This is a genomic window from Mesotoga sp. B105.6.4 (genome assembly GCF_002896535.1).
Lineage (GTDB): Bacteria > Thermotogota > Thermotogae > Petrotogales > Kosmotogaceae > Mesotoga.
This window is the reverse complement of the sequence record NZ_JWIM01000073.1, coordinates 46,347-67,571: the sequence shown is the minus strand read 5'-3', so window position 1 is coordinate 67,571 and position 21,225 is coordinate 46,347. Positions and strand designations below refer to the sequence as shown.

Here is a 21,225-nt window from a genome sequence, read left to right as displayed (position 1 = left end):
TCCTCAATCCTCTACCTTTATCGTTACTCTCTTGTCCTCGGTTTCAATTTCAACCGACTCCCTAGTCTTGATTACCTCTTCAAGCACTTCCTTGAGATTGTAGTCTACCACTCTTCCACCGATTCTAAAATTCGCGTCTTTCTCCTTCACAAAATTCCCCACAAACTTCGCAAGTCTTACGGGAAGCTTTATGTTGGCCTCAATCTTTCCCGTTATGTTGTCCACAACCTCTATGGCGAATTTCCCTCCTGACTTCACTTCTTCATATGATTCAAAGAACTCCTCTAGCAAGTCCCTGCCTTGCTCGGGAGAAACTTTTCCATCGGCAACGAGCTTCAGGATCTTTAAGACTTCTTCTCTATCCACTTAGATCACCTACTTCTTTTTTCTGACTTTTCTTAACATCTCAAGGGCTTCATCTGGCTGTAGTTCTCCGGATTCAAGTCTTTCAAGGATTCTTGAAGCCTCCTCCCTATCCTTGTCGACAACCTGGTAGCCCATTGCCCTAACAATATCCTCGAGTCTGTTTCTAGCCGTCGGATAGGAAATATCCAGTTCCTTCTGAACCTCGGATAGATTGCCTCTATTCTTGATGAAAGTCTTCAGGTAGTCGAGCTGCTCGGCAGATAGCTTCATGATATCGTCAAGCTCAAATCTTCCCCTAATCGTTGTGCCACAACTATCACACTTGTACTCAGTGATCGTCATCTTCCCTCCACAGACGGGACAGTTGCTAATTGAGTATTTCATCGGTCCACCTCCAAAACATAAGTTGAACAAATATCACCTTCAACTGAGTTCATTATACAACTTCCGACTCGAAAAGTCAAACTATAACTTAAATATATTTAGATCCACTTCAATTTATTGTATTAGACTTCAATTAATTCAAGATAAGAGTTGAGTCCGTTTCGTTTATTAACTTTCGTAAGCGTTATCTGAAGGGATGGTGAAAGTCATATGAGCCTCAATTTCCAATAAAAAGCCTCATTCCCGCTGGAACTAAGACTTCGGCATTGATCGACACTCATATTTTCGACTACTTACGAAGAACTATTGCTGTTCCAAATGAATTAGTATGGAAGTACATAGAAAAACATCATCATGAGAAAGGTGAGATTACCGAGCATGACCAGAATATGCCAGAGTTCATGGTTTCCGAATTTCCCTGGGAATGGGTTCGGTTTCTCCCTTATGAAAATCACTGCGCCAACCGTATAGAAGGCGCCGCCTAGAAGCAGCAACAGGATGGCAGAAAGCCCCAACTTTATATACACACTGTAAACCAGCGCAAGCGAGAGCCAGCCCATTGAGAGGTATCCCGCCATTGATAACCAAAGGGGCATCGTGGAAAAGAATACCGACTTCAGCACGACGTTAAGGATGGCAAGACTCCATATTATCACGAAGACCGTCCAGCCAACCCAACCGCCGACGACAACGAGACAGAAAGGCGTATAGGTGCCGGCGATGAGAAAGTATATCGCAGTGTGGTCGAGGATAGCGAAGACCTTGAAATACTTTCTAAACCACAAGAAAAAGTGAAGGAGTCCGCTAAAGGTCATTGAGACGACTACGGTTGTCCCGTATATCGCGAAGCTTACAAGATGTAACCATTTACCCTGAATAGCAGAGAAGACTATCAAGAACACCAGCCCGGCAAGTCCGAGAACCGCTGCCACTATATGACTAATCGCATTGAATCCTTCATTTGAGTTCTCGCTCGTAACCATGGGGTCGAGTTTTCGGCCTTCTATTGTGCTCACGAAGCTTCCTTTCTGGAAAAGTATTTGATCTTCTATTATAGCCCATCCCGCACTTCGCGACAAAGAGGAAGTATCCAGCATCAGTACTCTGTAACGGTGCATCGAAATGGAAACTACTCGAGAAAAGAACAGTAAAGAGAAACTCTCTGCCATTTAGATGAGAGAGGAAGGCGCGAAATTGAGATAATAGAAACAATGAGATCAATCGAGGGATATTTCAGGAAGGTGAGGGGAGCGTGCCTTCCGGAGCTGTGCCCTATTAATTTTCCGGGAGCCGCATCATAGTTGAAGAAGTCTTTTGAGGTTATCGACAGCTCTTATGAATATCGGGCTGCGGCCTTAACGGCTTCGATCAAATTCGTGGGATCGGCGATTCCCCTTCCCGCAATGTCGAAGGCCGTTCCGTGATCTACGGAAGTCCTCAGAATTGGCATTCCAAGGGTAATCGATACGGTCCTTTCGAAATCCAGTGTCTTCGTTGCTATGTGGCCCTGGTCATGGTACATAGAGAGAACTGCAGAAAATGCGCCTCTTCTTGCCATAGAGAAGATCGAGTCTGCCCCTATCGGTCCGAGGACATCAATCCCTTTCTGCCTTGCTAGCTCAACGGCGGGAATAATTTCATCGAGTTCCTCGCGCCCGAAGAGTCCACCTTCTCCGCCATGTGGGTTCAAGGCTGCAACACCAATCGGCCTTCGCTGCTCGATGTCCAGCTGCTTAAGGGCTGCGTCACATCTAACTATATAATCGAATATTCTGTCTCTCTTCACCATGCGACAGGCCTCCATAAGTGAAATGTGTCTGGAAAGAAAGAAGACTCGTAGCTCACCGGCTATTTCAAACATCGTCAGCGGGTCTCTCGCCCCCAATAGCGAGCCCAGAATCTCGGTATGTCCTGCAAAGGGAACTCCTGCAGCCTTGATGGACATTTTGTTAATCGGTGCAGTCGTAATTGCAGAAATCTTTCCCTTTTGCGCCAGTTCCGCAGCCTTCTCGAGGTATTCATAGGCGGCCCTTCCGCATCCACCGCAGATCTTTCCGTAATCGGGTAGGTCATCAGCATTCCCCAAGTCAATCAACGAGATATTGCCTGAAGTTGATTCCATCTCTTCATTTACGCCCTCAATCAGAGTTATGTCAAGCGACAGCTTATTTCTGTAGATCTCTCGCTGAATGATCTTGCGGTCCCCAATAACAACCGGCCTGCAGATCTCGAAGATTTCCCCGTGTGCTATAGCTTTACAGACGATCTCGGGGCCGATGCCTGCGGGATCGCCAATAGTTATCGCTATCAAAGGTTTTCCAGAAAGCCTTTCCGGTAGAACCGGCTTTTCCATAGGTTTCAGAAGCAATACTAACCCCCGTGCATTGTAGACGCGTTCGTTTCTATCCCTCTCCGAATATCTCTGTCCTTATTCCCGTCATGTACCAGTTGAGAATGTCAACACAGATCTCGGCTGCCAGTCTATTCTTCTCTGAAGCGGCAAAAGAGAGCTTTGCGCCCAACGAGGAGATGAGATCAAAACCGCTACAGCTTCCCTCATTCTTCATGAATTCGGCGATTTCCCCCATTCTTTCGAAATCATCGGCAACAATTGCTTCTTTGAGGGATTCAACGTCACCATGCCTTCTTATCAAGAAGCTGTCAACAGCACCCTCCATACTTGCTTCAATGGTAACCGTCACTCTCTCCATGAGTCGCCTCCGGCAGAAAATAATCTAGTAACTCTTTCCAATATCCGCGGTCCTGTCAGAACCATATAACGATTCTATATGATTATCCTGATATTATGAAGTCTTGTTTTCACCTGAACTATGTGCTTACCGATAGAGCAGTCGAAAACGCCAAACTTGCTCTTCAGACTTCCTCCAAACGCTCTCGATCTGTTCGTCCTTTCGTAGTCAATGTTTAGGTAATAGATAACAACGACAGTAATTACACCCATCTTCTTTCATTGAGGAATGCCTAACGCCAATTTTTAGCATTGAGCTCCAATGATCGTGCCTGTTCAATGCTAATTACTGTTTTTTTCGCTTAGACATATATTGTATAATCATACTAACAATATCATTCGCCGATCCGGGATATCCCTCTTGTGACAAGACAGAATGGTTTATCTATGCGTTGTATGTATCACTCAATAGATTCACGATGGCATAACAAGTAATGTGTTCTCACTTTAATTTGTTAGGAGGCGAAAGATGAAGAAATTCTTGCTAGTCGCTTTAATTGCGATTCTCGTAGTTAGTGCGTTTGCCGGTAAGGTAACGATCTGGAGCTGGCGGACACAAGATGCTCAGGTCTGGAGAGATGTTGAGGCCGCACTCAGGAGTCAGGGACTCAACATAACGATCGAATTCACAGCCTTTGCTCCGACGGAATATGATTCAAAGGTAGCTCTCGCTCTGCAGACCGGTGAAGGTCCAGATATTGTTTACTCCAGAAGACTTCCTGGAGGAAGAACTCAGGTTCTAATTGAAAACGGGCTCTATCTTCCGATCGGTGATTTCACGGACATGTCGAACTTCCCCCAGGCTTCGCTGAACTCTGTTACATGGGAAGACGAAGTTTATGGAGTTCCTTTCGCGGTTCAGGTGGTCGGAATATTCTACAACAAGGACTACTACGACCAGTTTGGACTTGAAGAACCTGAAACCTGGGACGAACTAATTGCTAATGCTGAAGTGTTCAAGAAGAACGGTATCACCCCATTCTTCCTTTACGGAAAGGAAGCCTGGGCGCTGGCAATGCAGCATGCGATGTGTGGCGTCAGCATTCTCGGACCAGACTGGATAAAGGCGCTCACTTATGGCGAAACGAACTTCCTGGATCCAAAGTTCACCGACCTCAACAAGAAACTTAACGACCTCAAAGTTTACTATCAGGATGGATTTATGGGTAATTCGACCGTAGATCAGGATGCTGCTTTCGCATTTGGACAGGCTGCAATGGTCTTCTACGGAGCATGGGGCTACCAGACATGGAAGGATCTCAATCCCGATCTAAATGTCGGCTACTTCATGGTTCCTCCGGAAACAAAAGACCAGACACCTTACGCCTACACATATCTCGATGGAGCGATCGCTTTGACATCAAACGTCAAGAATCTCGAGGACGCGAAAGAGATCATCAAATTCTGTGCCACTCCAGAATTCGGTACGATATTCGCCGGAATCACTTACAATATTCCTGCCGTTGTTGGCGCAGAAATCCCGCCTGATCCTCTTCTAGAAGAGGTTCTTGATGTTTACAACAACAACGCCTCTCCATGGGTTTACTGGGTAGGCTCTGTATTCACAACACAGAAACCTTCTCTCTATGACGACGTTCTTAGCCCAGGAATGCAAGCTCTTTACGCAGGACAGCTTACTCCCGAAGGACTCTCTCAGATGGCTCAGGACGCTATTTCTCAGTGGTACCCGCCTTTGATGAACAAGTAATCAGTTAATTCTTCTCTTCCCCGCCAGCCGGCGGGGAAGAGTTCATTGAGGAGAAACGAAGATGCAGATTAAACTTAGATACCTTCTTGTTTTCATCTTACCTGCCTTGATTCTGTACTCTATGTTCATAATATACCCACTGATCGACAGCCTCATACTGAGCTTTTTCAGCTGGTCTGGTGTAGGGGCAAGGACCTTCGTCGGTTTAAAGAACTTCCGTACGCTTTTTACCGGAAGCTTTTCCAAAGAACTGTTCAATGCATTCTCACATAACGTTTATTTCTTCATCATGCTTGTAATCTTTGAGCTGGGACTCGGATTCCTTATCGCACTTATGCTGGCAAGCAAGATAAAGGGAGCCGGAGTGTTCAGAGTGGTCACATACATTCCGAATATGATACCTCTGGTTCTTGTGGGATTCATGTGGGTGCTCTTCCTGAATCCTCAAGCAGGCCTTGTTAACCAGCTTCTAAAACTTGTAGGGCTTGGAAGATTCGCACAGCCGTGGCTGGGTCAGGCAAGTACGGCTCTCACGACGATTATTCTGGTCAATGTTTGGCGAAATCTTGGGTTCTATGTACTCGTTATTCTCGCAGCGATACTTGATATATCGCCTGAGTTGATAGAGGCCGCTTACATTGATGGTGCCAACAACTGGAAGATTACGTGGAGAATAATATTCCCTCTGACGTTTTCAACTTTCAGAACGCTAGCAATTCTCATTTTCATATGGAGTTTCAATATATTCGACATGGTATACGCTCTTGTGGGTGTACAGGCTGGTCCTTACAGAACTACAGACGTTCTCGGGACTCTCTTCTACAGGACGGCTTTCGGAGGACTTGGCAGCGGGGCAGTCGACATGGGACTGGGAGCTTCGGTAACAGTCTTTATCTTCACCATAGTTATGCCCGTCTCGATTCTGTATGTATACATTGTCGAGAAGAGACAAAGGAGTGCTTGAAACATGCTGAAGCTAAGTCTTTTCGGAAAGATAATCGTCTACTTCCTTCTGGCCGTCTACTGCCTGGTCATACTTGTTCCTTTTTTCATGATGATTTTGAACTCTCTCAAGTCGATGAGGGAGATCTATCTTCAACCCTTCTCCTTTCCGTCAAAGGTTATGTTCGAGAACTATTCCAAGGCCTGGCAACAGGCCGGTATAGGGACGGGCTACAAAAACAGTTTGATTGTTGCCGGAACCTCGGTAATTGGAATTGTTATAGTGTCGTCTATGTTCGCCTATGCAATTTCTAAGTATACCTTCAAGGGAAGAAGATTTCTCTTCATTTACTCGATGCTGGGTCTAGCCTTTCCGGCGAGGCTCGCAATAATCCCCATATTCATACTACTGAGAAACTTTCATCTCACGAACTCTCTGTTTGGACTGATTCTAATCTACACCTCCGTAAATATCCCTTTCTCTGTCTTTCTTCTCAAGAATTTCATTGACGGGGTTCCGAATGAGCTTTCTGAAGCAGCCAGAATCGATGGAGCTTCTCCGATGCAGATATACTGGAAGATTGTACTTCCACTGGTCAAACCGGCTCTCTCCATAGTATCGATTGTCAGTTTCGTCAATGTGTGGAACGATTTCTTCTTCCCGCTGATCTTCATAACCGACAGATCCAAGGCAACTATAACTCTCGCAGTCTCGATCTTCTTCGGAGAATACGTCAATCAGTGGCACCTGCTCTTCTCGGGCCTTACTCTCGCAGTGGCCCCGACGATAATACTCTTCTTGTTGTTCTCAAGGCAATTCATAACAGGTATGACGCAGGGAGCTATAAAGTGAGGTGTCTGGCGTGAAAGTGAAGCTTGGAATCGACTGCCTTCTGGCTGGAAACCAGCTGAAGAGTAAACGGATCGGCTTGTTAACCAATTCCAGCGGTGTAAATGGAGATTTACGAATCAACGTTGACCTGTTGCTCAGTAACAGATTCAACGTCGTGAAGTTGTTCGGTCCCGAACATGGAATCTCGGGAGCCGCGGCAGATGGAGTAAGTGTAGCCAATGCGCTCGACCCTAGGTACGGCATCCCAATCTATTCGCTCTTCGGAGATGTCATACGTCCTACAGAAGAAATGCTTTCGGGAATTGACTCCTTTGTTTATGATATCCAGGATGTCGGACTTCGCTTCTATACATACCTCTACTCTCTTGTATATTCGATGGAAGAGTGTGCAAAGCGGGGAATAGAGGTAGTTGTTCTCGATCGACCCAATCCTCTGTCCTGCAAAGTCGTCGGCCCAACAATTAAGAAGAGATTGGACAGCATCGTTGGTGGCTACGGTTTGGCTCTGAGGTACGGTATGACAGTGGGAGAAGTTGCGAAGTACTTCAACAAGGTTTTTGACATCGGCGCAGATCTGATCGTAATCCCCATGGAGAACTACGACAAAGACATGTATTATGATGAGACCGGCCATCTATGGAGTACTCCCTCTCCAAATATACCTTCTCTTGAACATGCGATACTATACTCGGGCTTCTGTCTCTTCGAGGGCACGAACCTATCCATGGGGCGCGGCACTGTTCATCCCTTCAAATACATAGGAGCGCCATGGATTGACTCCTCATCGCTTTATACGGAACTGAAAAAGCATGATCATCCCGGTGTTGCCTTCAGAGAGAGGAGTTTCATTCCAGGGGCATTCAAGTTGCACAACCAGTCTTGTAATGGTCTTGAATTCTATGTTGCCGATAGAAACACCATTAAACCCTTGGAACTTGCTTTAGACATAATCGCCACTCTAATAAGATTGTGGCCAGAGAAATTTGACTGGGATGTGCATTATCACGGGACCAGCATCCCTCTAAACAAGATGTGGGACGGCAGATACCATTTCGACCTGATAATGGGAGAAGAAAGGTATAGAGAAGAGTTGCTGAAGGGAGCAACTTCAGCAGAGCTTTCCCGCTTATGGGAAGGTGAACAGAGAGAGTTTGAGAGTCTGATCGAAGAGTTCAGGATCTATTGAGTTTCTCAAATGCCTGTTCTGCAAGGATCTCATCCACGTTCCCCGTGAAGAGTGAGGTCTTGTGGTTGTTTATCATCTCCGAGAATCTCTCGTTATAATAGGCGGAGGCAAATGAGCCGCCAAATGTGTGGATTGTATCGACCTCACCTGTTCTCTCAAGAACGTTGAGAGTCCTTTTTGCCAGTATCTCTATTCCCTCATCTGCAACTCTTTTAGTCAGTTCCGAAGGGTCTTCTAGAGCAACTCTGCTGAAGGAGGCGATCTTCGTTTTCATATCAGGCAGAAGCGTAAGATTGACAAGTTCCTCTATGCTCTCCATCTCAAAGAATTCTACAAGCCGGTCGAAAACGGGATCGTGAGGAATCAATCCATCTCTATACTTGAGCGCTGCGGTGATCAGCTTCATGGAAATCCAATAGGCGCTTCCCTCGTCATCGAATATGTGTCCCCAGCCCCCAGACTTCACGGCTTCTCCCGCATAGTCATGGCCGTAAACAGTAGAACCGGTTCCAGAAACGACAACAACACCTCTTCCTTCGCCGACTGCCGCTCTGTAAAGTCCCTCGATGTCCATAATCACTTCGATGCTAGCTCCTCTGAAAACCGATTCCAGCGCCTGAACGAGCTTTCCTTCGCGAGTTCTGTCTCCCGCACCGGAGAAGGCAGCGACTATCACATCCGGGACCCATATGTCGTCGCGAACTAACGAGAAAATCGATATGAGATTGCTACTGCTGACCGCAGTTATATTAACCCCGGTGCCGTAGTTCTTTCTTATCTTACCTTCACTTGAGATTGCAGTGACTCTAAGATTAGTTCCGCCTCCGTCCATTGCGATGATTTTCTTACTCATTCTACTCTCCTCACAACTTTTAGTCTGTAGCGATCCCCTCTGTAAACAGATCTGACCACTTCCACACATAGATTCTTATTGGTAAATGTCTGTCTCTCTCTAGATATTGCGTAGCTGTCCTCTTTGACTTTTAGATGCTTCGCCTCTTCTCTCGACAACCTGCAAACCTCGATGTTCTCCTGGGCATGATCGAGGACAATGGAAAACTCGTTTTTCAGAATTGCGTAGAGCGATTCTTCACTCATATCTCTATTCACTATGTTGAGAATCCTTATATCTGCCAGCGGATTGAGGTAGGCTCTCTCAATTCCATACGGTTCATCATCGAGATACCTAACTCTTTGGAGCAACACTACCATACCGTCAGTGGGAATACCGAATAGCTCTGCGATCTCTACAGGAGGAACGACGAGACCGTCTTTCAATACTATCGACTTCGCTTTACGATTGTCTCTGGCAGCTTCTTCGGTGAATCCTGTGAGGGAACTGATACTTTCTTCGTGTTTTTCTTCGACGACGAAGGTCCCCCGACCTTTAGAAGACTCGATAACGGATTCTCTCTTCAGTTCGTCGAGCGCTCTCCGCAGCGTCAACCTGCTTACCTTGAACTCGCCGCAAAGCTCCTTCTCAGTAGGAAGTTTCTTTGAGTAAACGCCTTTGCCTATTCGCCGTTTAAGCTCTTTGTAGATTCGGTAGTAAACCGGAGCTCCAGCCTCTCTCACTTTACTCCTCCAAGTTCTTTTAGAGCCGAACGCACATGGCCTCTGTTACGCTTCAAAGATTCCTCGCACTTACCCTTCCCAAGCCCCGTCAGTGCCATGAGAATCGCAAGAGGGACCTCCCTGCCGGAGGCATCGAGTATCTTCGCGGATTCTTCATAAGAAAGGTCACTGATTTCCGAGATTATTCTTGTTGCACGATCAACCAGTTTTCGGTTGAGAATCTTCACGCCTATCATGTAGTTTCCGAAAACCCTTCCTACCCTGACCATCGTTATTGTGCTTATCATATTCAGGACCATCTTTTGAGCCGTCCCGGCCTTCAATCTCGTGCTGCCAGTAACTACCTCCGGACCGGTTCGCACGGCAATAGTGACATCTGCTAGCTCCGCAAGGCGAGGATTCCCTACGTTACATATGATTATCGTTCTTGCTCCCTGCTTTCTAGCGTGTCTCAGTATTCCTTCAACGTAAGGTGTCCGGCCCGAAGCCGAAATCCCGATTACAGCATCTCTTTCAGATATAGCGACTTTCTCAGCCTCTTGCTCTCCGAGTTCAACACTGTCTTCGGCGTGCTCTACGGGGTTGGCAAGAGCTTCCTGTCCTCCAGCCATAAGTGTCACGAATAGCTCCTTTGAAACACCGAAAGTCGGAACGACCTCCGCAGCATCCAAGACTCCTAGACGGCCACTGGTACCTGCCCCTGCATAGACTATTCTTCCTCCCGACTGAAGAGATTCGACGCACAGTTCAACCGCAGAAGCGATTTCTTCGAGGACTTCTCTTACAGAAAGAGGTACCGTTGCATCCTCTTCGTTCATGATCCTCAACATTTCATAAGTCGATAGTTCATCCAAATTCATTGATTTGGGATTCGACCTCTCCGTATCAAGCTTTTCAAACTTCATCCTAGACCTCCTGCGGTATCTTGACCGGAAGTTTTCCTTCGGCCACTATCGTACCCTTCAAGACCTTCATGATGCTCTTTTGCGAAACAGCTTCGTAGCCGTAACTTAGAATGCAGTTCTTCACACCGTTCACAAACGCGTCGTATGGGTTTCTCAAAGCGATCACAAGCATCCTTCCCGTTCTCTGCGAAAGCCTAAAGAGTAGCTCCCTTTGACCATCGTGCAGGTGAGCGTTCTCGGTGAAAATCAGTTTTATGCCTTTTCCGGGGGCACTAGCTGCTATTCTGGCCGCTTCATCAACGGTGAGATTAGGTGCAAAATCAACTACTGGACTGTCCGTTATTTGCGCGATCTCTCTGGCCACAGCAGGAACCCCTTTCTGGGGACCATCCTCTACCTGGACCAATCTGGAAAGTCTGACCGCGAATATCGTGCTGACATCGCTTACTGGTAGAGGAAGCAGAGACCTGTCATTCAGAATGGCCGTAATTGAATTGTCTGAGATCTCTTGCATCGTCTCAAGGCTTTCCGGTGAACCTATCCCTTCGAGCGATACTCTCGCCGATGAGACAGCCTTCATCCTGAATCTCTCTACTCTGCTCAGCGACTGCTGAAGACGACCTTCAAGCTCGGAAGATCTCTCAATTTCCTTTATCAGAATCTTCTTGACTCTTCTCTGAATTTCCGGTTCATGGCAGTAAGTAAGATAATCCATACCGTTTTTCAGACCCTCTATCGCGGCTTCCTCGGGTTTGAAGTAATTGCTCACTCCGCCCATGCCAAGATCGTCAGCGACCAACACTCCCTGATACTTCAAGTAATCCCTCGCGAGATCGGTAAGGATCTCTCTAGACATTGAGGCCGGAACGCGCCTAACTTGAAGCTGCGGCATGAATATGTGAGAGGGCATTATAGAATCGGCAGGAACTTCTTTGAACGGCCTCAGTTCTTCAGAATCAAGGGTGCTGAGTGGAACGTCCAGTACCGGCAGATCCAGATGAGCGTCTACGTCCACCCTTCCCTTGCCAGGGAAGTGCTTAAGGCAGCTCATAACACCATTTTCACTCATAGCATCAACAAATGCCCTTGCGTAAGAGATTACCTGCTCCGGAGAATCTCCAAAGCTTCGAACTCCAATTCCAGGGTTTTTTGGATTGCAGTTTACATCAACTACAGGAGCAAGATTCCAGTTGACACCGATAGCTCTCATCTCTCTGGCCATGATACTACCCGCAAGAAAGGAATTCTCAACTCTATTGGTTGCCGCTATTGCCATCGCGCCAGGAGAAACAGAGAAGCCTTCCCTGAGTCTGCTCACAATTCCGCCTTCCTGATCTATAGCTATTGCGGGCTTGTATCCCAGTACTCTCTCAATCTCGTCTACCAGAGCCCTAACCTGAGCTGCATCGACAATGTTTTTCGAAAAGAGAATCACCGCTCCAGGCTTGACTTGTACAAGCGTCTTCTCCGTGTCGCTATCGATTTCCGGTCCGGGAATTCCAATGAGAAACAGCCGTCCAACGGCTTCATCTAGATTCATATGAAAACTCTCCTTCATTCGCTTTCTACAGCACAATTCTAATTTCTAATTGGTTGTATTGTCAATTGTATATTTGTCTAGTATGAATATACATAATCAATAATACCCTTGCTCATCGACTTTAGTTGACTATAGTTCCAGCTAACCAGCCTAGGAAAAACTTGGAGGAAAAACGAAAATAAGATAGCATTGCTGTTGGGAGAACCGTGGTCGGGGGTAGCCGTAGGGGGTTGGTAAGAGCAAGAACAGAAGTGATGCTGCCTCCGGCAGGAAGTGAGGCTCGCTGGCGCGAGGAAGTGATGCCCGGAAGGGCATCCGGGGAAGTGATGCTGGCGCTTACGCACCAGGAGGCAAAAAACCAAAGAAAAATAGCAAGCAAATTAAAGTAATCTGATCAGGACGAACCTATTCTGTCATCCTGAAGCGCTCCTGTTCAGGATCTGGGCTTTCGAGAAACCGTGGTTAGGGGTTCGAAAGAGCAAGAGAAACCGGTTCACCGTTGAGCGGTTCTCCGTTCACCAGGAGAATCTGTTATTCGTTCCAGAGCGAGGATCTGTTCTTCGTTCTTGGTTAGGGCCATTGAAGCAAGAGCATCAAGATTCCGACCAGGAGCTTTGTCGGAATGACGGAATCTAGCCTTTTCGGAATAACCATTTGCTGTATCCCATACTTGATAAGGGATCCGGTTCCAAGAACGAACAACCTGGACGCGTAGCGTCGGAACGAAGAACCGGTCTTCTTGGCGGTGGACCGTTGACGGACAACGTGGTTTTCATCAGCGACCAGCGGGTTTTTGCTCTTAAGCGCACAGCGGTTCTTTGACAACTTGCAACTGCTCTTTCGAAGGACGGGTTCATGATCTTGGACGAAGGACCAAGGACGGCTTACATTGAACGTAATACAAAAGGAGGTCTATTTTGATCTGGAATAAAGTTGATGAGATAGTATCCTGTGGTATTGAAAAGGCAGTGTACCCTGGAGCCGTCGTCGTTGTCGGGAAGGATACCGAGATTCTCTACGAGAAACCATACGGCTTCCTTGCTGTCGATGACAATACTGCCGTCACGCTTGAGACCGTATATGACCTCGCGAGTATGAGCAAGGTCGTAGCAACCACTAGCGCCATCATGCTTCTGGTTTCTCGGGGCGATCTCTCGCTTTGGGATACTCTGGGCGATCTTCTCGATGTCCCTGAGTCAAAGAAAGGTATTTCGGTCTTTCATTTGCTGACTCACACTTCTGGCATGCAGCCCTACTCGGAAGCATGGCGCGATCTCAAGGGAAGAGAGCTTCTTGAGTCGATCATTTCTCTCGAACCGGAAAACGGTCTGATGGAGAAGATAAACTACTCATGTCTCAACTTCATAACTCTGATGGCAGTTGTAGAGAAGACAACTTCGATGTCATTCGCCGAGTTCTGTTCAGAGGAGGTTTTCAGACCTCTTGGAATGAATTCCTCTGGCTTTCTTCCAGAAGAACTGTCGAATGTAGCACCGACATGCGAACGCGATGGAAAAGTATTGAAAGGTCTTCCGGACGATGAGCTGGCATATTATCTTGGAGGGGTCAGCGGAAATGCGGGCGTCTTTTCAACGGGAAGAGATCTTTTCAGGTTTGTCTCCAGTCTAATGTGTGCAGGACTTGTACCATCCAGGGTCTTTGAAACGTTCGTATCCGAGACGGTATGCATTGGAGGAGATAGAAGACATCTGGGATGGCTGGCTCCCTCCAGAGGATCCAGTGCGGGCGATATTCTTGGAGAAGATGCATTTGGGCACACTGGTTTCACCGGAACCTCGCTTTGGGTCGATCCAGTTACCGGGCTGTATGTGATACTGTTGTCTAATCGGACTAATATAAGCAGAAGAGACACTATACCTCAGATGCAGAGAATTAGAAGACGGCTTCATAATTTGGTCTTTGGGAGTCTTGGATGATCTGGAATCGAATGAGAGGACTGCTCGCCAGCAGGAGAAGGAATATCCTCGGCGTAATGTCGGGGACTTCGGCCGATGGGCTGGAGCTGGCTCTGGTAAGCTGTTCTGGCAGCGGAAAGTCAATGAAGATCGAACTTCTTGACCATTTTTCCGTTCGGTTCGATTCTTTTTTTCACGATGAGATAGTGAAGACGTACGATCCTGACCTTTCCGGCGTTGACAGGGTCAATTTGATGAACTTCGTAATTGGCAGAAGGCACGCAGCGGCAATAAAGTCTTATCTTGAGAAGACGAGAGTAGTAGTGGAAGCTATTGCTTATCATGGGCAGACCGTCTACCATGACCCTGAAAATCGGGCGACTCTTCAGATAGGAGAGGCCGACGTTATCTCATCAGAAACTGGTCTTCCCGTTGTGTTCGATTTCAGGAAGAAGGATATGGTTTACGGAGGGGAAGGGGCACCAATCATCCCGTATTTCGACTGGATCTATTTTGAAAGCGGCTCTTACGCAGTAAACCTCGGGGGCATTGCAAACGTGACTTATGTAGACGATGATCTTGAGAATGTGAAGGCCTTTGACACGGGGCCGGCCAACTGCCTTTTAGATCTGGTCACGAAGAAGCATTACAACCTTGAGTTTGATGAAAACGGTAAGATAGCGGCCAGCGGTGCGGTCGATGATGAGATCCTCAATGCCCTTCTAGAGAGAGACAGAAGCTATTTCGAAAGAAGACCTCCAAAGTCAACGGGAAGGGAGCTCTACAACGAGGTTTTCCTGGAAGGGATCTCTGCAACAAAACCCGAAGACCTAGTTAGAACACTTGTAAGGTTCAGTGTAAGACGATTAGTTGAGAGTATTACTTCTTATTTGCCTATGGGGAAGAGAATGATTGTTACCGGAGGAGGCGCCCTGAATCCTGTCATGCTTGAAGATCTACAACGCTTGAGCGGATTGGAGGTAGTCGTACCCGATAGAACCTTTCTGCAGGCCAAGGAAGCCATGGGGATGGCCGTCCTTGCCCAGGAGTTCTTCAATGGCGTCGGGGCAAACGTTCCCTCAGTAACAGGGGCGAGACAAAGAGTTGTCCTTGGAAAACTGGCATTACCTTAATCTCCCCGACGGGAGAGAAATCATAAAGGAGGTTTTTACAGTGAGGCGAATCTTTCTGTTGATTCTCGCGGTTCTTTTCACCGCCATGTTGATGGCAGCTCCATTTGTGGAAGATACTCTGCTTACTCCGGATCCAAACCCGAAGATGGGAGGTACCCTATATCTAGCTCTTACCGGATCTCCGCAATCATTCAACTTCTACGGTACCCTTGACAACAACGCATACACGGTGGTAGGTCAGATGCTAACAGGACTTGTCGAGGCTCATCCCGTCACATCGGCAATCAGACCGGCCCTGGCAGAGTCTTGGGTAGTTTCGGAGAATAACAAAGAGGTCACCTTCCATCTGAGAGATGTGAAATGGTCAGATGGGGTACCCCTTACAGCAGACGACGTAATCTTCACCTTCAAGTACTTCATCATGAACCCGGTCGCAAGGGGAAATTCTGTTGATCGATTCACGATCGAAGCACAGCCCATAGAGTGGGTGAAGGTAGATGACAGCACCGTCAAAGCAATTCTTCCCGCACCTTACGCAGCCTTTTTCACCGTTCTCTCGCACGCTTATATCTACCCTTCACACGCACTTGAGGACAAGATAGACAAAGACAGACCCGACTCCGTTAACGATCTATGGCTCACAAACACTCCTCCAAGCGAGATTCCGGCAAACGGCCCGTTCGTTCTTTCGGAATACATAATCGATCAGAAAGTAGTTATGACGAAGAACCCCAATTACTGGAAAGTCGATTCTCACGGAAACAAACTGCCGTATGTCGACAAGGTTGAATACATTATCGTGAGCGACGCTCAGGTAAGGCTGGCGAAGTTCATGGCCGGTGAACTCGATTACATGGCCGTCTCGGGAAATGACTTCCCGATACTGAAGGAGAGAGAACTTGCCGGCGGTCCATTTAGAGTCTTCCTCGCCGAGCCGACCCAGCCGACCCCAAGCCCTATTCACATCGCCTTCAATTTCGATGCTGAGAATCCAAAACTGAGAGAAGTCTTCAAGACAACCGAGTTCCGCCAGGCAATGGAGTATGCTCTGGACAGAGAAAGAATAATCGATGAGGTCTACAACGGTTTGGCCGTTCTCGGAGGAGTGCCCGTTCTTCCTTCGAATAAGGCCTTCTACAACCCAAAGATTGAAGAGATCCGAAGACCGTTCAACCTTGCCGAAGCAGCAAGGCTCCTTGACGAATTAGGCTTCAAGGACGTCAACGGTGATGGCCTGAGAGAGTACCCAGACGGAAGCAAGTTCGAATTCGTCCTGACTCTTCAGAGCTCTCCTCAAGAATATCAGGATATCGCCTACATATACTCCCAGGATCTACTTAGCATCGGAATTAAGGTGAACCTGCAGATACTCGATAGTTCTCTTACCGGTCAGATGTTCGGCGCAGGTAGCTTCGAAGCCGGGCTCAGGGCATTCGGAAACCAACCCGATCCTCAGTTGAGAAAGGCTATATGGCAGCCGGGCACACAACTGTATTACTGGCACAGAACGACAAGGGATCCCGAGACAAATCTTCCGATATTCGAGAACATGCTTGACTGGGAGAAGAGAGTATATGAGCTCTTTGAACTCGGTCAAGTCGCAATGGACCACGCAGTCAGAAAGACCTTCTACGACGAATGGCAGGAGATTTACGCAGAGTACTTACCCGTGATATTTGTGTGTAAAGGTATGAATCTTTATGCTGCCAACAAGTCTCTTGGAAATGTCGAACAGAACGAAGAGGGTCTTCTCTCTTACGCTTCCTGGACTGTCTTTAAGAAGTAGTTGGTAATTTGCGGGAGGAGAAGCTCCTCCCGCTTCATTTCTCTGGAGGAAGGTTATGTGGTCTTTTATCGTAAGAAGATTGCTTATCATGATTCCAATGATGTTCTTCATATCGGTGATCTGTTTCGTCATTACCGAGCTTCAGCCGGGCGATTTCGTAAGCCAGTACCTCGATAATCCGAGAATCTCGCCGGCTCAGATCGAATTGCTTAGAAAGAACCTCGGCCTAGACGAACCCGCACATGTCAGATACTGGAACTGGATAAAGGGAATAGTCACCCGCGGGGATTTCGGATATTCTTTCGCCTTCCAGAGACCAGTTGGAGAACTGATATGGGAGCGAATGGGCTGGACCATATTCATTGCGCTTGGGGCGATTGTGTTTCAGTGGATTCTTGCAGTTCCTATGGGTATCTATTCGGCGCTGCATCCATATTCATTTGGGGATTACACCTTAACAGTGATCGGTTTCATAGGAGTCTCCATACCCGACTTTTTCATGGCACTGATCTTGATGTATCTAATGTTGCAGATGGGGGCGGCATCGGTTGGGGGTCTCTTCTCGCCCCAGTTTGTCGGGGCGCCCTTCAGTCTGGCAAAATTTGTCGACCTTCTGAAACACATTTGGGTTCCTCTCATAGTCGTTGGAATGAGCGGTCTCGCCGGGCTAATGAGGGTAATGCGAGGAAACATGCTAGACGTGATCTCTTCTCCTTTCGTGACTTCCCTTAGAGCGCATGGCCTCGATGAGAAAACCGTCAAGAAACACGCGATCAAGAACGCTCTGAATCCTATGGTCAGCATAGCCGGAACGGAGCTACCGAATGTGTTCAGCGGAACTATAATCGCCGCTATCGTATTGAACCTTCCGACAATGGGGCCCTTCTTCTATAATGCGCTTCTTAACCACGATCAATATTTAGTTATGACATTTTTGATGTTCATAGCCATCATAACCCAGATCGGAAATCTACTTGCAGACATAGCTCTGGCTATTCTCGATCCAAGGATAAGGATGAGCTGACATGCAGAGTACGAAAGAACGAATTGCAAAAAACTTCCTTAAGCATAAACTTGGAGTCGTTGGGCTTATCGCCCTCTCGATCATGTATTTGCTGGTCGTCTTCGCCGATTTCATAGCTCCTTACAACTACATAACGGCACACAGAAACTTCGTCTATGCCCCTCCTTCAAAGATACGTTTCTTCGATGAAGAAGGCAACTGGCGGGGTCCTTTCGTGTACGGAATGACCAAGGTCAGAAACCCCGTTACGTATAGACTGGAATTCACGGAAGACAAGAACAACGTAGTACCGATAAAACTCTTCGTAAGGGGTGAAGAATACACTTTCTGGGGACTTTTCAAGACCGATCTTCATCTCTTTGGTGTCGAGGAGTCTTCAGATGTAGCAATGGTACTTCTATTTGGAGGGGACAGGTTTGGAAGAGACCTCTTCTCTAGAGTTCTTGTTGGCGGCAAGGTGTCAATGACCGTGGGTCTTGTGGGCACCCTGATAAGCGTTTTCATAGGCGCCATAGTGGGGGCCCTCTCAGGTTACTATGGCGGGACTATCGACGTATTGATACAACGTTTCATAGAACTCTTAAGATCCTTCCCTAGGATACCGCTGTGGCTGGCACTAGCCACGATACTACCTCCTCAGTGGCCTAGCACGTGGGTCTATTTCGGAATCGTAATTGTCCTGTCGCTGATCGGCTGGATGGGGGTTGCACGTGTTGTTAGGGGAATGGTCTTGAGCCTGAGAGAGAAGGAATTCATTCTTGCCGCCAAAGTATCCGGTGTTTCGAACATGAAGATAATAACGCGTCACCTTATCCCAAACACAATCAGTTATCTGATAGTCGTTTCGACTCTTTCAATACCGGGAATGATTTTGGGTGAGAGCGCTATTAGCTTTCTCGGCCTTGGCATAAAGGAGCCTATGACCAGCTGGGGGTTGCTGCTGAAGCAGGCGCAGTCTCTATCTGAACTGGAGGCTCATCCCTGGCTGATGATTCCAGGGCTATTCATAATAGTGGCTGTTCTCTCCTTCAACTTCGTAGGAGACGCCTTGAGAGATGCAGTTGATCCTTACAGGGCGGTGGAAAAAGTATGAGCACAATTCTTGAAGTCAAGAACCTTAAGACATATTTCAGAACCCCAGATGGTCTGGTTAAGGCAGTAGATGACATCAGCTTCAAAGTCGAGAAGGGAGAAATCTTGGCTCTGGTTGGAGAATCAGGATGCGGAAAGAGCGTAACCGTCCAGACTATACTGGGGCTTATCAAGGTACCTCCCGCAAAGGTCGAAGGAGAGATCTATTACAAGGGAAAGAACCTGGCAGGACTGTCGAACAAGGCGTACAGAGACATAAGGGGCAAGGAAATCAGCATGATATTCCAGGAACCCATGTCGACGTTCGATCCTCTATTCACCATAGGATACCAGCTGAAGGAAGTTGCAAGGGCACACATGCCCTGGGATGAAGGCAAAACCTATGAAGAGATTATTTCGATTCTTCGTAGAATCAACATACCTGAACCCGAGAAGAGATGCAAGGAGTATCCCCACGAAATGAGCGGCGGAATGCTCCAGAGAATCATGATTGCAATGGCTCTAATAACCAATCCAGAGATAGTCATAGCGGACGAACCAACCACCGCACTGGATGTTACAATACAGGCTCAAGTCCTCAACATTATGCGGGAGCTCCAAGGCGAATTCGGCAGTTCTATAATCTTCATCACCCATGATCTCGGGGTAGTTGCGGAGCTGGCTGACAGAGTTCACGTAATGTACGCCGGAAAGATAGTCGAGAAGGCAGGCGTGAATGAACTTTATTCATCTCCTTCTCATCCTTACACAAAGGGCTTGCTGAACTCCAGAGTGATGAGATCCTACAAGGGAAAGAAGCTGCCGTATATTGAGGGTTATGTTCCAAGAGCTTACGAGTTCCCTGACGGCTGCCGATTCAACCCCAGATGTCCTCATGTAATGGAGATCTGCCGAGAGAAAGATCCTCCCGAGTTTTCTTTGAATGCCGGCCATTCGGTCGCCTGCTGGCTGTTCGATGGGAGGTCGGAAACATGAAGATACTTTCGACCGAAGGGCTTAGGAAGTTCTTCCCGATTAAGGCCGGAGTCTTTCTCCAGGTTGTTGGCTACGTAAGAGCTATGCAATCTGTGACCATGGAGATAAGTAAGGGCGAAACTATCGGCATTGTCGGCGAGTCGGGTTGCGGGAAGAGCACTCTAGGTAGAACAATAGTGAAGATCTATGAACCGACCGGAGGAAGGATAATCTATCATGACGATAAGGGAAATGAATACGACATCACCAAAGGGCTTGCAAGGAACGTCCGCTCGAAATTTCGACGCGACGTTCAGATGATTTTCCAGAATCCGTTTGACTCGCTGGATCCCAGAATGACGGTAAGAGACATTATCAAGGAACCTATAGAAGCACACAATCTACTTTCAAAAGACGAGATAGACGATTATGTCGGAGAGCTTCTGATGAAGGTGGGCATGTATCCAGAATACGCTCAGCGCTACCCTCACGAGTTTTCAGGAGGGCAGAGGCAGAGAATCGCGATAGCTCGTTCTATCTCGGTCAGCCCGAGGTTGATAATCTGCGACGAGCCGACTTCAGCTCTTGACGTCTCTGTTCAGAGCCAGATCATCAACTTGCTGCAGGAGCTAAGAGACGAGATCAAGATGTCGTACATATTCATCTCACATAACCTTGATGTCGTACATCATATGAGCGATAGGATAATGGTAATGTATCTTGGAAATGTTGTTGAAACTGCCGGAGCGAAGGAGCTGTTCGATTACCCTGCTCACCCCTACACAAAGGCTCTGATGGCGTCAATTCCAAACTGGGATCCTCAGGAAAGGAAGCTCCAGAACATCAAGCTTGAAGGGGAACCTCCCAGCCCGATCAATCCGCCTCCCGGCTGCCCGTTTCACCCGAGATGCCCATATAAGATGGACATCTGCAGCAAAGAGATGCCAGATAGCTTCCAAGTATCCGAAAGCCATTCTGCTGCCTGCTGGCTTCATGAGAGGGAAGACGTGGTCGGGCAAAGCGGGTAGGGTGTTGGAAAGAGCGAAAAATCAGTTGCAAGTTGTTAGTTGTAAGAGCGAAGGCCGGGGTCGGAGGTCGGGGGTTGGTAAGAG

General features: G+C 47.6%; 21 protein-coding genes. 11 read left to right on the top strand and 10 right to left on the bottom strand.

Annotated features, from left to right (window positions below; translation table 11 throughout):
• Positions 1 to 3: 3 nt before the first annotated feature.
• The 6 genes from RJ60_RS13270 to RJ60_RS15650 all read right to left on the bottom strand — a co-directional run bounded on the left by RJ60_RS13270 (position 4) and on the right by RJ60_RS15650 (position 3,712).
• Positions 4 to 366, bottom strand: a complete 363-nt coding sequence (locus RJ60_RS13270) for a hypothetical protein (protein WP_103135027.1) — start codon at positions 364 to 366, stop codon at positions 4 to 6.
• A 9-nt stretch (positions 367 to 375) separates the two neighbouring features.
• Positions 376 to 750 (bottom strand): DUF2089 domain-containing protein, encoded by a 375-nt coding sequence (locus tag RJ60_RS13265; RefSeq protein WP_006489399.1) that lies wholly within the window; start codon positions 748 to 750, stop codon positions 376 to 378.
• 323 nt (positions 751 to 1,073) lie between these two features.
• Positions 1,074 to 1,766 (bottom strand): hemolysin III family protein, encoded by a 693-nt coding sequence (locus RJ60_RS13260; protein WP_103135104.1) that lies wholly within the window; start codon positions 1,764 to 1,766, stop codon positions 1,074 to 1,076.
• A gap of 317 nt (positions 1,767 to 2,083) precedes the next feature.
• The gene (gene pdxA, locus RJ60_RS13255; protein ID WP_180979967.1) at positions 2,084 to 3,103 is read right to left on the bottom strand and encodes a 4-hydroxythreonine-4-phosphate dehydrogenase PdxA; all 1,020 of its coding nucleotides are present in this window, start codon (positions 3,101 to 3,103) and stop codon (positions 2,084 to 2,086) included.
• 49 nt (positions 3,104 to 3,152) lie between these two features.
• Positions 3,153 to 3,461 (bottom strand): cytoplasmic protein, encoded by a 309-nt coding sequence (locus RJ60_RS13250; RefSeq protein WP_103135025.1) that lies wholly within the window; start codon positions 3,459 to 3,461, stop codon positions 3,153 to 3,155.
• A 74-nt stretch (positions 3,462 to 3,535) separates the two neighbouring features.
• Entirely contained in the window at positions 3,536 to 3,712 is a 177-nt protein-coding gene (locus tag RJ60_RS15650; protein WP_180979957.1) for a hypothetical protein, read from the bottom strand.
• Between the two features lie 256 nt (positions 3,713 to 3,968).
• Between RJ60_RS15650 and RJ60_RS13245 the strand changes: the two genes are divergently transcribed.
• The 4 genes from RJ60_RS13245 (at position 3,969) to RJ60_RS13230 (ending at position 8,188) form a co-directional block, all read left to right on the top strand.
• Positions 3,969 to 5,207, top strand: a complete 1,239-nt coding sequence (locus RJ60_RS13245) for an ABC transporter substrate-binding protein (protein WP_103135024.1) — start codon at positions 3,969 to 3,971, stop codon at positions 5,205 to 5,207.
• 61 nt (positions 5,208 to 5,268) lie between these two features.
• Positions 5,269 to 6,171, top strand: a complete 903-nt coding sequence (locus RJ60_RS13240) for a carbohydrate ABC transporter permease (protein WP_103135023.1) — start codon at positions 5,269 to 5,271, stop codon at positions 6,169 to 6,171.
• Positions 6,172 to 6,174: 3 nt separating this feature from the next.
• Positions 6,175 to 7,002 carry a carbohydrate ABC transporter permease gene (locus RJ60_RS13235; protein ID WP_103135022.1) on the top strand — a complete coding sequence of 276 codons (828 nt, stop codon included), beginning with the start codon at positions 6,175 to 6,177 and terminating at the stop codon, positions 7,000 to 7,002.
• A gap of 10 nt (positions 7,003 to 7,012) precedes the next feature.
• Positions 7,013 to 8,188 (top strand): DUF1343 domain-containing protein, encoded by a 1,176-nt coding sequence (locus tag RJ60_RS13230; protein ID WP_258006335.1) that lies wholly within the window; start codon positions 7,013 to 7,015, stop codon positions 8,186 to 8,188.
• Here the strand turns inward: RJ60_RS13230 and RJ60_RS13225 are convergent.
• The 4 genes from RJ60_RS13225 to nagZ are packed head-to-tail and all read right to left on the bottom strand — an operon-like array spanning position 8,175 to position 12,208.
• Entirely contained in the window at positions 8,175 to 9,041 is an 867-nt protein-coding gene (locus RJ60_RS13225; RefSeq protein ID WP_102819249.1) for a BadF/BadG/BcrA/BcrD ATPase family protein, read from the bottom strand. The two genes, RJ60_RS13230 and RJ60_RS13225, sit on opposite strands and share 14 nt — an antisense overlap.
• A complete protein-coding gene (locus RJ60_RS13220; RefSeq protein ID WP_103135020.1) occupies positions 9,038 to 9,763 on the bottom strand; it encodes a GntR family transcriptional regulator in 726 nt (241 codons plus the stop codon). Before RJ60_RS13220 ends, RJ60_RS13225 begins: the two co-directional genes overlap by 4 nt.
• A complete protein-coding gene (gene murQ, locus RJ60_RS13215; protein WP_103135019.1) occupies positions 9,760 to 10,668 on the bottom strand; it encodes an N-acetylmuramic acid 6-phosphate etherase in 909 nt (302 codons plus the stop codon). Before murQ ends, RJ60_RS13220 begins: the two co-directional genes overlap by 4 nt.
• Before the next feature lies 1 nt (position 10,669).
• Positions 10,670 to 12,208: a beta-N-acetylhexosaminidase gene (gene nagZ, locus RJ60_RS13210; protein ID WP_103135018.1), complete on the bottom strand. Its 1,539-nt coding sequence runs from the start codon at positions 12,206 to 12,208 to the stop codon at positions 10,670 to 10,672.
• Between the two features lie 917 nt (positions 12,209 to 13,125).
• Here nagZ and RJ60_RS13200 point away from each other — a divergent pair.
• Genes RJ60_RS13200 through RJ60_RS13170 form a run of 7 tightly spaced genes read left to right on the top strand, consistent with a single transcriptional unit; the run spans position 13,126 to position 21,141 of the window.
• Entirely contained in the window at positions 13,126 to 14,145 is a 1,020-nt protein-coding gene (locus RJ60_RS13200) for a serine hydrolase (protein WP_103135017.1), read from the top strand.
• On the top strand, positions 14,142 to 15,257 hold the full coding sequence (locus RJ60_RS13195) for an anhydro-N-acetylmuramic acid kinase (protein ID WP_099830487.1): 1,116 nt from the start codon (positions 14,142 to 14,144) through the stop codon (positions 15,255 to 15,257). Before RJ60_RS13200 ends, RJ60_RS13195 begins: the two co-directional genes overlap by 4 nt.
• 40 nt (positions 15,258 to 15,297) lie before the next feature.
• On the top strand, positions 15,298 to 17,043 hold the full coding sequence (locus tag RJ60_RS13190; protein ID WP_099830486.1) for an ABC transporter substrate-binding protein: 1,746 nt from the start codon (positions 15,298 to 15,300) through the stop codon (positions 17,041 to 17,043).
• Between the two features lie 55 nt (positions 17,044 to 17,098).
• Complete coding sequence (locus RJ60_RS13185; protein WP_099830485.1) at positions 17,099 to 18,067, top strand: ABC transporter permease; 969 nt, start codon at positions 17,099 to 17,101, stop codon at positions 18,065 to 18,067.
• 1 nt (position 18,068) lies between these two features.
• Positions 18,069 to 19,160, top strand: a complete 1,092-nt coding sequence (locus RJ60_RS13180; protein ID WP_099830484.1) for an ABC transporter permease — start codon at positions 18,069 to 18,071, stop codon at positions 19,158 to 19,160.
• Positions 19,157 to 20,134, top strand: coding sequence for an ABC transporter ATP-binding protein (locus RJ60_RS13175; RefSeq protein WP_099830483.1), 978 nt, complete (start codon positions 19,157 to 19,159; stop codon positions 20,132 to 20,134). The genes RJ60_RS13180 and RJ60_RS13175 overlap by 4 nt, the downstream gene beginning before the upstream one ends.
• Positions 20,131 to 21,141, top strand: coding sequence for an ABC transporter ATP-binding protein (locus RJ60_RS13170; protein WP_103135016.1), 1,011 nt, complete (start codon positions 20,131 to 20,133; stop codon positions 21,139 to 21,141). Before RJ60_RS13175 ends, RJ60_RS13170 begins: the two co-directional genes overlap by 4 nt.
• Positions 21,142 to 21,225: the final 84 nt, after the last annotated feature.